Here is a 12,224-nt window from a genome sequence, read left to right as displayed (position 1 = left end):
GGCATGGCGACCCGAACTGGCCGCAGCGGCGGCCGAAACTGGTTCCGTATCACCACCGGCTTGCTGATGGCGCTGGTGTGCGCCGTCCTGCTGTACCAATTCTGGCTGTTCGCCCAGGTGGTCTGGTACAACTACCGCGACCCGGGCAGCAGCGCGATGATGCGCGAAGAGCTGTCGCGCCTGCGCAAGGAAGACCCGGGGATCGAGCTCAAGCACGAATGGGTGCCCTACGACAAGATCAACCGTTCGCTCAAGCGCGCGGTGATCGCGTCCGAGGACGCGAATTTCACGGACCACGACGGGATCGAATGGGACGCCATCCGCAAGGCCTGGCAATACAACCAGAAACAGGAAGAGGCCGGGCGATCCAAGCGGCGCGGCGGCTCCACCATCACCCAGCAGCTGGCCAAGAACCTGTTCCTGTCCGGCTCGCGCAGTTACCTGCGCAAGGGCCAGGAACTGGTCCTGGCCTACATGATCGAACACGTCATGAGCAAGGAACGGATCCTTGAGCTCTACCTGAACGTCGCCGAGTGGGGCGTGGGCGTATTCGGCGCCCAGGCCGCAGCCAAGCATTATTTCAATACCACCGCCGCCAACCTGGGCAACGCCCAGTCCGCCCGGCTGGCGGCCATGCTGCCCAATCCGCGCTTCTACGACAGCCATCGCAAGTCCAATTACCTGAACTCCCGCGTCGGCATCCTGACGCGCCGGATGCAACTGGTCGACATCCCCTGAAAGGGGAATGGGACGATTCGATCCTCCCGGCCGTCTTCGGGCTGCGGGATTTGTTAAGCTTTCACGTTTACGCGCTCCACTCCTTTTTCCTCCATGCGTACTGCACGTCGCTACCTGGCCCGCGAGGTCTATCGCTCTTGCGCAGTGGTCCTTCTGGCCCTGCTGGGCCTCTTCACGTTCTTCGCTTTGGTGGACGACCTGGACAACGTGGGCGACAAGTTCTCCATGATGGCCCTGCTGTACATGCAGGCGCTGGCGATCCCCACCCGTCTCTATGATCTTCTGCCCATCGGGCTCCTGATCGGCGCCATCCTGGCGCTGGCGGGCCTGGCCCAGCGCAACGAACTCGTCATCCTGCGGGTTTCCGGCGTCAGCGGCATGCGGCTTCTGCGGATGCTCTGGATCGTCACCATCCCGCTGATGATCGGCGCGGGCCTGCTGTCCGAATACGTGACGCCCTGGGCCGAGGTCAAGACCGGCGAGGCCAACCTGATGTTCCGCGGCAAGGCCGGCGGCGATCGCTTGAAGAGCGGCTACTGGTTCAAAGAGCCCACCGCCAACGGCGGCACCCGCATCATCAACATCGCCGAACTGAAGGGCGACGGCCAGGTGGCGGGCGTCACGCTCTACGAATTCAAGAAAGACCTGACGCTGACGGCGCTGTCCACCGCCCCCACGGGCACGTTCACGCGGGGCGACCTGGTGCTCAAGGACGTCTCCGAGACACGCCTGGACGCCGAGGCCGCCGAGGCGCTGGCCAACGCCCGGCCGCCCAAGAATCCGCCCGCCACCGTCGTCACCCTGCCCGAACGCTCCATCGACACCACCCTCAGCGCCGAACGCCTGCTGGCCCGCGTGCTGACCCCCGAACGCATGTCGATCGTCACGCTCCTCGACTACGTGGAATACCTGCGGGACAACCAGCTTCAATACGGCCGCCAGGTCGTCGCCCTGTGGCGCAAACTGGCCTACCCCTTCACCCTGATCGTGATGATCACCATCGCCGCCCCCATCGGCCTCATGCAGACCCGCCGCGGCGGCGTCGGCGCCAAGGTGTTCGTGGGCATCCTGCTGGGCGTGGCCTTCTTCATGCTGAACCAGCTTGCGCTGAACGTGGGTATGCTGGGCAAGTGGCCGCCCTGGCTTACCGCCCTGGGCCCGAACCTGGGCGCCATGGCGCTGGCGCTGGGCGCCATGAGCTACATGGAATACCGCCACACCATTACCCGTCTCATCCAGCAACGTTGGCCTTGGAGCAAAAGTCCCGCATGAACGGCAGTATCTGGATGATCGGCGACGTGCAGGGGTGCTGCTCGCCGCTGGATCGCTTGCTGTCCCACCCCGAACTCGTCGGCGACCCCAAGTCGCGCTTCTGGTTCGCTGGCGACCTGGTCAACCGTGGCCCGCAGTCGCTCGAAACCTTGCGCCGCATCATCGACCTGGGCGACCGCGCCACGGTGGTCCTGGGCAACCACGACCTGCACCTTTTGGCCGCGGCCGCTGGTGTACGCAAGCCGTCCAAGTCCGACACGCTGGAATCCATCCTGCGCGCACCGGACGCCACGGACCTGCTCAACTGGCTGCGCTCCCGCCCGTTGGCGCACTTCGAACAGAACCACCTGCTGGTCCACGCGGGCACGCTGGCCAAGTGGGACGTCGCCAAGACGCTGGCCCTGGCCGGCGAAGTCCAGGACGCGCTGCGCGGCCCCAACTGGCAGAAGGCGCTTCAAAAGATGTACGGCAACGAGCCGGCCACCTGGAAGGAAGACCACAAGGGCGGCAAGCGGATGCGGGTGATCATCAACGCGCTGACGCGGATCCGCCTGTGCACGCCCAACGGACACATGGAGTTCGCGACGAAGGTGACGCCGGGGGCTTGGCCGCCTGGGTTGGTGCCTTGGTTCGATGTGCCTAACCGGGCGACACGTAACGTGACGACGGTGTTCGGGCATTGGTCGACGCTGGGGTTGTTGCAGCGGCCGGATGTGATCTGCCTGGACACAGGATGCGTGTGGGGCGGGTCGTTGACGGCTTTGCGGTTGCAGGATCGGAAGGTCGTGCAGGTTAAGTGTTCTCAGTTTCAGGATCCGATGGCGGAGTGAGGGCTGGCGGGTGTTTTGGCGGGGTTTTTTCGTTTTTCTGTTTTTCTTAGGCTGTTCTCGGTTGGATCTTCGTAGGTCGCCAGACGGCGACTGATCTTCGTGGGCCGCGTACCGTCTTCGTAGGTCGCGTACCGTCTTCGTAGGTCGCGTACCGTCTTCGTAGGTCGCGTACCGTCTTCGTAGGTCGCCCGACGCCGCGGTCACCGTGGGCACGATCGCCCACGATTGCGGTCCGGAGCCTTCGCTCCGGACTGCCCCGTCGTCATCTTCGTCCGCCTTCGGCTCCCTTCAGATTCCCTCGGGCGCATCGACGGCGCTCGCACCCACGGTGACCGCGACGCCGTGCTGCCAGGGTCTTTGGTTTGCGCGCTACAAGACCTGTGGACAGGGCAGGAGATCTGCGGGGCCGCCGAATTGCTGCCGCCCGGGCGGCGGCAATCGGCATCGGGTCGGTGGGACGTCGTGAGGGGGTGCGCTTCGCGCTAGCGGTGATTGGTTTGCTAATGGCCGCCGTCACGATGGGGGGTGGGCGGTGATGGGCGGCGCGGCGACGGGTTGCCACAGCTTGCCGATCTGTTCGCGCCGCCCATCGGGCACTTGAGTTCAAGTGACGATTAAGGGCGACTGGTGACGTTATCGCGCGGGTGCTGATCTCTCTCGCAAAGGTGTCTGACACCCCTGAAACGCTCCTTCAAGCTTGAAGACCATCCATACGGGTGTCAGACACCTGGTAAGACGCACGTACCTACGCGCGAAGCGTCATCGCAAAGGTGTCTGACACCCCTGAAACGCTCTTTCAAGCTTGAAGGCCGTCTATACGGGTGTCAGACACCTGGTGAGACGCACGCACCTACGCGCGAAGCGTCATCACCACGCCGCAAGACGCCGCGTAAGTCTCCGGAGGCCGCCCGCGCGGCCGAACGGAGACGGGCAACGCAAGATGCTTCTAGCCAGAAAGTCTCTGCGCAAAAATGCCAAGCACACCGACCGCCCCGCCGCCCATCAGATTTCTAGTGCCAGAGTCCGGTGCGGTGGCGGCCCGGGGTGCGCGGGGCGTCGATAAGCCCGAGGGAATCTGAAGGGAGCCGAAGGCGGACGAAGATGACGAAGGGGGGGCCGCCTAGGCAAGTCCGGAGCGAAGGCTCCGGACCGCAATCGTGGCCCCGCGCGCCCCGGGACGACACCGTGCCGGACTCCTTAAGAACCCAACCCGCCAACCGAAAATACCAAGCTAGCCTTCAGCCCCAGCTCACTAGAGGCCCTTCAAAAAAGACGCCCCTCCGACTCGAGCGATTGCCTAAAGCCTCTGACGTCCTAACCGCTGGCTCCCCAACCCAAGCCCGCTCTCACCGGCACCCTCAAAGCACCCGCAAAATCGCCTCTCTAGCCTGATGCGACAGTTCCAATCGCGTCGGCAGCGACCCATCCGGATGCCGCGCCGCCAGCGGGGGCAGGAAAACCACTTCGACTGCCAATCCTGTAACCCCCAGCACGCGCCAGAGGTTGGCCACCAGCGACTCCTCGCCCACGAAGGCCGCGTAGCCGCTGCGTTTGCCGTGCTGCATGAAGCGCAGCGCCACGGGTTGGATTTCCACCGCGGCTGCGCGAGCCGGTTCGAACAGGCTGGCGTGGAAAGGGAGCAGTTCGAAGCCTTCGCTCGTGGTCCCTTCGGGAAACAGGCCGACCGCGTCGCCCTGTTTGAAGCGGTCCTGCATCGACTCGCCCATCGCGTGGACCGCGTGGCGTTGGCCGCGTTCGATGAAGAGCGTGCCGGCGCCGGCGACCAGCCAGCCGATCACCGGCCAGGAGCGGATCTCACTCTTGGCCACGAATGACGTCGCTCGCGCCGAGTTCAGTACGAAGATGTCGATCCAGGACACGTGGTTCGCCACCAGCAGCACCGGGCCTTCCAGGCGCGGCTCGCCTTTAAGGATCACCTGCAGGCCACAGGCTGCCATCAGCCAGCGCGACCAGCGGCGGTTCAGCCGCGCGCGGGCGGCGGGGCGCATCAGGGGGAAGGCCAGGCCCACGCAAAGCAGGCCGAAAATGATCAGGGGCAGGACAAGGCTCAGCCGTAGGACAAAGCGCAGCAGCTTCAAACTGGAGTCTCCCAGGCCGGTTGGCCACCAACCATGGTGGCTCGTACTCGACCGGGCAGCATCATACCTGCGAAAGGTGTATGGACGCCGCGGCTTTGCAGCGCCGCGGGCATCACCATCCATTCCGCGTCCAGGTCCGCCAGGCACAGGTCCGCCGGCGCATCCACGCCCAGATGGCCGCACGGGCCGAGCTGCGGGGCGACGGCGGCAAGCACCGCGGCCGGGCCGGACGTCACGCGCGCCAGGGCGTCGCCGATGGGACGGCGGCTGTCGCGCGACCATTTCAATGCCAGCGACAACAGCAGTTCGAGCCCCGTCGCGCCCAGCGTGGACGCCGCGAACGGTTCTGCCTTGCCTCGGGCGTCAACCGGCGTGTGATCCGAGCACAGCGCGTCGATCACGCCGTCAGCCAGCGCCGACTGGATCGCATCGCGGTCGCGCTGCCCCCGCAGCGGCGGCGTCAGGTGGTGATTCGTGTCGAAGAAGCCGATGTCCACGTCGGTTAGCAGCAGGCTGTTCACCGACACGTCTGCCGTGACCGGCAAGCCTTCGCGGCGGGCCTTGCGCAGCAGGTCGATACCGGCGGCGCTCGACAGGCGCGCCAGATGAATCCGCGCGCCCGTTGCGCGCTGCAATTCGAAGATCGTGTGCAGCGCCACGGTTTCCGCCTGGGCGGGCATCCCATCCAGGCCCAGACGCTCCGCGTACGGACCGCTTGCCACCGACGTGCCGCGCGCCAGCCACGGATCCTGCGCTCGCAACCACAACGTCTGGTCCAGTCCGCTTGCGTATCGCATCGCCCCCCACAGCACGCGCGTGTCGGCCATGATGGACTCGCCTTGCGAAAAGCCGATGCAGCCCGCGCGCGCCAGCAGCGCCATTTCCGTCAACGTTTCGCCCGCCAAACCCACGGTCATCGCGCCCAGCGGGTGGACGGCGCACTGCCCGGCCTGCGCGTGACGCATCAGCGCCTCGACCTTCGTGGGCTCATCCAGCGGGCTTTCCGCGTCCGGCGGCAGCACCAGGCGTGTCACGCCACCGGCCAGCGCCGCGCGCAACTCGGCGGGCGCGAATCCGGTGTGGCCCGCCTGCGCCACGCGCGCGGACAGGTCGATCAGGCCCGGCAGCACCGCCAAACCGCTGGCGTCGATGCGGCGATCGGCCTGGAATCCGTCCGGCGCCGCGCCGACCGCAATGATGCGGCCCGATGCGATGTAGAGATCGTGCTGACCGTCCACGCCATTTGCGGGGTCGATCAACCGGCCATTGGCAATGTGCAGTCTCATGGCGCCGCTCCGGCCAGCACGCGCAACACCGCCGTGCGCAGCGGTTGTTCAAGCGCCGCGACACCCGCCTCGGTGGGTTCAAGGCCGGCGGCGATGTCGCCATCAACCTCCACGCCGGGCACCAGCCCGCCGGCAGGCAACAGCAGCACGTCCGGCTTGGCGGCCGCCATCATCGCGGCCGTCAGGCCATGCGTATGGGCGTACTCGCGCGCCGACGGAAGCTGCGCGCCGCTGAGGTCTTCGACATTCAAGGGAAACACGATCACCACGTCGGCGTCGCTCAGGCCTTCGAAAAGGGTCGCGCAGGCGCGCACGCCCAGTTGCGCAAGACCGTCGGGCAGCAGCGTGCGCGGCGCGGCGGCACGTACCTCGGGTACGCCCAGCGTCGTCAGAAGATGGATGATCGAACGCGCCACGCGCGAATGGCGGATGTCGCCGACCAGCGTGACGACAAGGCTCGTGAGGTCGGGCTTGGCATCGCCGATGGCCTGCATCAGCGCCAGCGCCGGCACGGGGTCAGCATGCCGTCCGTCGCCCGCGTTCAGGACGCGCAGGCGCGGCGCGGCATGGACGGCTGCGCAATGCGCCGCGCCGCTTTGGGGATGACGCAGGACCAGCACGCCCGGCGCAAGGCCCGCCACGGTTTCGGCCAGCGCCTGCCCGGCTTGCGCGTCCAGCGGCACCGGCAGCATGGACAGGCTGGCCGCGGCCACGGCGTAGGCTTCGCGGTCGGCGGCATCCGTGTCAGGCAGGCAAAGAAATACCGGCATTTCCGGCGCGGCGGATGGCGGCGCATCGCCGGCGGCCGCGTGTCCGCGCGCCATCTCGAGCAGCCGCTCGACATGACGGCGGGGCAACCCTTCCGTGGTGAGCAGATGCGCGAGTTCGCCGCGGCGATCGAGTTGCGGATTGAGCATGGGCAAGACAAGCCGCGGCCGTCAGGCCGCGGGCAAGGCGTCAAGGTAGCGTTGCAGGATAACAGCCGCGGCCATTGCGTCGTCCGCGGCATGCGTGCCGAGCAGGCGCTGGGCCTCCATGCTGGAGCCGCGTTCGTCGACCAGTTCGACGGCGATGCCGAAGCGGCCGTGCAACTGGTTGGCAAAGCGCCGGCAGCGCGCCGTGGCAGGTTGTTCGCCACCCTCGGCGTCCAGCGCCAGTCCGACGACAACGCGGTGCGGCTGCCATTCCTGCAAAAGCGCCGCGATGCGGCCAAAGCGCGCGTCCCGGACCTCGCTGAAAATGATTTCAAGCGGACGCGCCTGGCGCGTCAGCGTATTGCCGATGGCAATGCCGATCTTCTTTTCGCCGAAATCGAAGGCAAGCAGGGTTTCTTCAGGCATGTCCAGCGTCGCCGGCCAGCATCACGGGATCGATGCCCAGCAGCTTGAGCGCGGCGGGATAGCGTTCCTCGGGCGGCACGTCGAAGATGATGTGCGCGTCCGCGCCCACGCTCAACCAGGCATTCTGGCCCATCTCGCTTTCCAGCTGGCCCGCGCCCCAACCGGCGTAGCCCAGCGTCACAAGCATGCGCGCGGGGCCGTTGCCGTCGGCCACGGCCTGCAGCACGTCGCGCGACGTGGTCAGCGCCATGTCACCCAGCTTGATGCTGGAACTGTAATCGCCGGCCGGCGCGTGCAGCACGAAGCCGCGATCGGTCTGGACCGGTCCGCCAAAAAAGACGAGCGTGTCCTTGACCGGTCCGATCTCGAGCGTCAGATCGATGCGCTCGAACAGCGTGCCCAGCGTCAGGTCGGTGGGGCGGTTGATGACCAGCCCCAGCGCGCCGCGGTCCGTGTGTTCGCACACGTAGATGACGGAACCCGCCAAGCTGCCGTCGACCATGCCCGGCATGGCGATCAGGAACTGGTTGGCGAAATTGGCCGCCTGCGCCGCAGCGCTTTCGGTATGTTTTTCCGTCATGGCAACCCCTTCATGGGTAGTCTGTGAAAACCGTTCGGAGTGACTGCGCAGACGCAAACATCATGCCTGGCGGCCCTGCGGCGGTTACTAGGGATGGGGTATGCCCCATCTTACGAGCCTTGGCGGAATATGTGGGCGTGACGGCTTCAGATTTCCATCAGTTCGAAGTCTTCTTTGCGGGCGCCGCATTCGGGACAGACCCAGTTGGGCGGCACGTCTTCCCAGCGGGTGCCGGGAGCGATGCCTTCGTCGGGCAGGCCGGCCTCTTCGTCATAGACCCAGCCGCAAATCAAACACATCCAAGTACGCATAGTTCTCTCTTACATCAATTCCCCACCGGTATCCCCGCGGTGGGGCAAAGGTGAGGGGCTTCCATTAGAATGGGGACAATCTTACCGAAACCCAATAGGGGTTCCCCTGATTCATGCCAAATGAGCCGGGGTGCCCTCAATCAAGCGTTGTCACGTGGCCTCCGTAACTCCCCCTCTCGTTTTGGTCTTCGGCCCGTTCGATCCCTCCGGCTCGGACGGGTTGCCCGCGGACGCCGTCACCTGCGCCCGCCTGGGCTGTCATGGCCTGGCGGCCGTGACCGCGCTGACCGTGCAGGACACCGCCGGCATCGAAGAAATCCACCCCGTTTCGCCCGACCTGCTGGACGACCAGGCGCGTTGCCTGCTCGAAGACATGCCGGTGCAGGCCATCAAGGTGGGCGGACTATACACCGCGGAAACGGCCAGCGTGGCGGCGCAGGTTGCCGCCGACTATAGCCAGGTGCCGCTCGTTCTGCACCTGGGCCAGCGCGCGCAGGTGCCCGCAAGCGCCGCCGACGAGGACGAAGCCGACGACCTCCTGGCCGCGACGCTGGAACTGGTGCTGCCGCAGACGGACCTGCTGGTCATCGAACACCTGCGCCTTGCGCAGTGGCACGCCGACGGCGATATCGATATCGGGGACGCACCCACGCCCATGCACGCCCTGGTGGCAGCGGGCGCGGCGTGGGTCCTGGTGCTGGGCAGTCCCCAGCGTCCCGGTCACTTTGCCAACGTGCTGCTCGGCCCCGGCGGCCAGACGCACACCTGGCCCTGGCAGGCGCCGCCCGACCGCAACGGCGACGCCGGCGGCCTGGCCGCCACCGCCATCACCGCCATGCTGGCGCAGGGCCTGGAAATGCCCGAGGCCGTGCGCCAGGGCCTGGTCCACGCGGACGCGGCCGTGGCCGCCAGCTTCCTGCCGGGCATGGGCCGGCGCATTCCCAACCGGATCCTGCCCCAATGAAATCCTTGCGCTTCCCCACGGGCCTGTATGGCGTGACGCCTGAATGGGACGACACCGACCGCCTGTTGCAGGCCGTGCGCGATGCGGCCGCGGGCGGCATGCGCTCGCTGCAGTTGCGCCGCAAGAATGTGCCGGACGCAGTGCGCGCGGCGCAGGCCCGCGCCCTGGCGCCGCTGTGCCGTGAACTAGGCGTGGTGTTCCTCATCAATGACGACTGGCGGCTTGCGCTGGATGTCGGCGCCGACGGCGCCCACGTGGGCCGCGACGACGAAAGCCTGGCGCACATCCGCCGCGAGGCCGGCCCCGACCTGATCCTTGGCGGCTCCAGCTACGATGACCTGGCGCGGGCACGTGAATTGCTCGACGCCGGCGCCGACTACATCGCCTTCGGAGCCATGTTCGCCTCCACGGTCAAACCCGACACGGTGCGCGCGCCGCTGTCCGTCCTGACCGAGGCCCGCCGCCTGGCCGATGAGCGCGATGCGCCCCGTCCCGCGGTGGTGGCCATCGGCGGCATCACCCCCGCCAACGCCCCGCTCGTGGCGCAGGCCGGCGCCGACGCCATCGCCGTCATCACGAGCCTGTTCGAGGCGCCCAGCATCCGGGCCGCGGCCGTGGCCTGCTCGGCGCCCTATTCCGCCAACTTCAACCGCAAGTCTTGATACCCATGTCCAGTAACGCTCAGCTTTTCGACCGCGCCTGCCGCAGCATCCCCGGCGGCGTCAACTCGCCGGTGCGCGCCTTCCGCTCCGTGGGCGGCACGCCGCGCTTCATCAAGCGTGCGCAGGGTCCGTACGTGTGGGACGCGGAAGACAAGCAGTACATCGATTACGTGGGCTCCTGGGGCCCGGCCATCCTGGGCCACTCGCACCCGGAAGTGGTGCGCGCGGTGCAGGAAGCGGCCGTCAACGGCCTGTCGTTCGGCGCGCCGACCGAAGCGGAAATCGAACTGGCCGAAGTGCTGATCTCGCGCCTGCCGTCGCTGGAACAGGTGCGCCTGGTCAGCTCGGGCACCGAAGCCACCATGACGGCCATCCGTCTGGCACGCGGCGCCACCGGCCGCGCCAAGATCGTCAAGTTCGAAGGCTGCTATCACGGCCATTCGGACAGCCTGCTGGTCAAGGCGGGATCGGGGCTGCTGACCTTCGGCAATCCCAGCTCGGCCGGCGTGCCGCCTGAGTTCGTCTCGCACACGCTGACCCTGGAATACAACAATCTGGATGCCGTGCGCGAAGCCTTCGCGCAGCACGGCGCCGACATCGCCTGCATCATCGTGGAGCCGGTCGCCGGCAACATGAACCTCATCAAGCCGGCGCCCGGCTTCCTGGAAGGTCTGCGCGAGGTCTGCACGCAGCACGGCGCGCTGTTGATCTTCGACGAAGTCATGACGGGCTTTCGCGTGGGTCCGCAAGGCGTGCAGGGCCTGACCGGCGTCAAGCCCGACATCACCACGCTGGCCAAGGTGATCGGCGGCGGCATGCCGGTGGGGGCCTTCGGCGGCAGCGCCGAAGTCATGAAGCACATCGCGCCGCTGGGCGGCGTCTACCAGGCCGGCACGCTGTCGGGCAACCCGGTGGCCGTGGCCGCGGGTCTGGCCACGCTGCGCCTGATCGGCGCCCCGGGTTTCTACGAAAACCTGTCGGCCCAGACCGCCAAGCTGGCGCAGGGCCTGCAAGAACGCGCCCGCAAGGCCGGCCTGCCGTTCTCGGCGGATTCGGTGGGCGGCATGTTCGGCATCTATTTCAGCGACAGCATCCCGGCCTCGTTCGCGCAGGTCTCCGCGTGCGATACGGCGGCGTTCAACCGCTTCTTCCATGCCATGCTGGACAACGGCGTGCATTTTGCGCCGTCCGCCTTCGAAGCGGGCTTCGTGTCGGCCACCCACGACGACGCCGTGATCCAGGCCACGCTGGATATCGCGGAAAAGGTTTTCGCGGGGCTGTAAACGTCTGCGGAGCGGGCCTGGCGCCCGCTCCCTTCAAGGTGCCTTGTACTGCTCGTACAAGGCCGTCACATTCTTCACATAAGCCTGGGTTTCGGCGTAGGGCGGCACCGCGTCGTACTTGCGCACAGCGCCCTCGCCCGCGTTGTACGCGGCCAGCGCCAGATCCAGGCGGCCCGGATACCGGTCGATCAGCCGGCGCAAATGGCGCGATCCGGCCTGCACGTTGGTCGCCGGATCCACCAGCGCGCGTTCCACGTCGTCCACCGACAGCAACGGCGCGGCCGTCGCCGGCATCAACTGCATCAGACCCAGCGCGCCCTTGGGCGAGCGGGCATCGCTGCGAAACCCCGATTCGATGGCAATGACCGCAGTCAGCAACGCCTGGTCTACGCCGGAATCCAGCGCGGCGCGGGCGATCAGGTTGTCGTGCTTGGTCGTGGGCTTGACCGTGCTCCAGCGCAAGGGCGGTTCGGCCGCGGCCCGGGTCACCCGGCGCGCGCCGTCGCCGGCCTCGGGCTCACAGGTCAGGCACAGGGCTTCGACGCTGGCGCGTCCCGCCGTCCGTGCCTGCGCCCGCTTGTAGTATTTACCGGTGCCGGTGGGCACTTTCATCGTGCGCCATACCCCGAACGGGTCCTTGTAGCGGTAGGTGTCGGCGGCCTGGACCGGCGCTGCTGCCGCCAGCGCCAAAGCACCCGTCGCCAGCGCCGCCATCCCGCCGGCGCGCGCCAGGATGGCGCGCGTGGCCGAAAGAATGGAAGTGGGCGGTTGGGACATGGGACGGGGCTCCGGCGGCGTCCTGAGACGCGTTGGCGAGCCCTAATGCTGCTTGCACCATCCCGGTCCTGTCTTTCCTGCC

13 protein-coding genes are annotated in these 12,224 nt (G+C 67.1%); 6 read left to right on the top strand and 7 right to left on the bottom strand.

The features are described 5' to 3' along the window. Positions 1-3: 3 nt before the first annotated feature. The 3 genes from mtgA (at position 4) to LN047_RS02835 (ending at position 2,840) form a co-directional block, all read left to right on the top strand. Positions 4-738, top strand: coding sequence for a monofunctional biosynthetic peptidoglycan transglycosylase (gene mtgA / locus LN047_RS02845; protein WP_056327793.1), 735 nt, complete (start codon positions 4-6; stop codon positions 736-738). 93 nt (positions 739-831) lie between these two features. Continuing rightward, positions 832-2,010, top strand: coding sequence for an LPS export ABC transporter permease LptG (gene lptG, locus LN047_RS02840; RefSeq protein WP_373981126.1), 1,179 nt, complete (start codon positions 832-834; stop codon positions 2,008-2,010). Continuing rightward, the gene (locus LN047_RS02835; protein ID WP_062841565.1) at positions 2,007-2,840 is read left to right on the top strand and encodes a symmetrical bis(5'-nucleosyl)-tetraphosphatase; all 834 of its coding nucleotides are present in this window, start codon (positions 2,007-2,009) and stop codon (positions 2,838-2,840) included. The genes lptG and LN047_RS02835 overlap by 4 nt, the downstream gene beginning before the upstream one ends. A 1,358-nt stretch (positions 2,841-4,198) precedes the next feature. On the opposite strand, the gene LN047_RS02830 is transcribed toward LN047_RS02835, so the two are convergent. From LN047_RS02830 to LN047_RS02805, 6 genes are all read right to left on the bottom strand, one after another. Beyond that, positions 4,199-4,939, bottom strand: a complete 741-nt coding sequence (locus tag LN047_RS02830; protein ID WP_152383320.1) for a 1-acyl-sn-glycerol-3-phosphate acyltransferase — start codon at positions 4,937-4,939, stop codon at positions 4,199-4,201. Further along, on the bottom strand, positions 4,936-6,225 hold the full coding sequence (locus LN047_RS02825) for a dihydroorotase (RefSeq protein WP_373981125.1): 1,290 nt from the start codon (positions 6,223-6,225) through the stop codon (positions 4,936-4,938). The genes LN047_RS02830 and LN047_RS02825 overlap by 4 nt, the downstream gene beginning before the upstream one ends. Further along, positions 6,222-7,142, bottom strand: coding sequence for an aspartate carbamoyltransferase (locus LN047_RS02820; protein ID WP_373981124.1), 921 nt, complete (start codon positions 7,140-7,142; stop codon positions 6,222-6,224). The genes LN047_RS02825 and LN047_RS02820 overlap by 4 nt, the downstream gene beginning before the upstream one ends. 21 nt (positions 7,143-7,163) lie before the next feature. Further along, positions 7,164-7,565 carry a Holliday junction resolvase RuvX gene (ruvX, locus tag LN047_RS02815; protein ID WP_056327418.1) on the bottom strand — a complete coding sequence of 134 codons (402 nt, stop codon included), beginning with the start codon at positions 7,563-7,565 and terminating at the stop codon, positions 7,164-7,166. Then, on the bottom strand, positions 7,558-8,145 hold the full coding sequence (locus LN047_RS02810; RefSeq protein WP_373981123.1) for a YqgE/AlgH family protein: 588 nt from the start codon (positions 8,143-8,145) through the stop codon (positions 7,558-7,560). Before LN047_RS02810 ends, ruvX begins: the two co-directional genes overlap by 8 nt. A gap of 146 nt (positions 8,146-8,291) precedes the next feature. Next, a complete protein-coding gene (locus LN047_RS02805; RefSeq protein ID WP_003814980.1) occupies positions 8,292-8,456 on the bottom strand; it encodes a rubredoxin in 165 nt (54 codons plus the stop codon). A gap of 154 nt (positions 8,457-8,610) precedes the next feature. Between LN047_RS02805 and LN047_RS02800 the strand changes: the two genes are divergently transcribed. From LN047_RS02800 to hemL, 3 genes are read left to right on the top strand one after another with little or no spacing between them, the layout of a single operon-like run. After that, positions 8,611-9,420: a hydroxymethylpyrimidine/phosphomethylpyrimidine kinase gene (locus LN047_RS02800; protein ID WP_373981122.1), complete on the top strand. Its 810-nt coding sequence runs from the start codon at positions 8,611-8,613 to the stop codon at positions 9,418-9,420. Then, on the top strand, positions 9,417-10,082 hold the full coding sequence (gene thiE, locus LN047_RS02795; protein ID WP_334168162.1) for a thiamine phosphate synthase: 666 nt from the start codon (positions 9,417-9,419) through the stop codon (positions 10,080-10,082). Before LN047_RS02800 ends, thiE begins: the two co-directional genes overlap by 4 nt. A gap of 5 nt (positions 10,083-10,087) precedes the next feature. After that, positions 10,088-11,365: a glutamate-1-semialdehyde 2,1-aminomutase gene (gene hemL, locus LN047_RS02790; RefSeq protein ID WP_280019613.1), complete on the top strand. Its 1,278-nt coding sequence runs from the start codon at positions 10,088-10,090 to the stop codon at positions 11,363-11,365. Positions 11,366-11,398: 33 nt separating this feature from the next. Here hemL and LN047_RS02785 read toward each other — a convergent pair whose 3' ends face one another. Further along, positions 11,399-12,142, bottom strand: a complete 744-nt coding sequence (locus tag LN047_RS02785; RefSeq protein WP_152383315.1) for a lytic transglycosylase domain-containing protein — start codon at positions 12,140-12,142, stop codon at positions 11,399-11,401. Between the last annotated feature and the right edge of the window lie 82 nt (positions 12,143-12,224).

This window comes from Achromobacter sp. JD417 (genome assembly GCF_041879325.1).
GTDB classification, from domain to species: domain Bacteria; phylum Pseudomonadota; class Gammaproteobacteria; order Burkholderiales; family Burkholderiaceae_B; genus Achromobacter; species Achromobacter mucicolens.
This window is presented reverse-complemented; position numbering and strand designations above follow the sequence as displayed.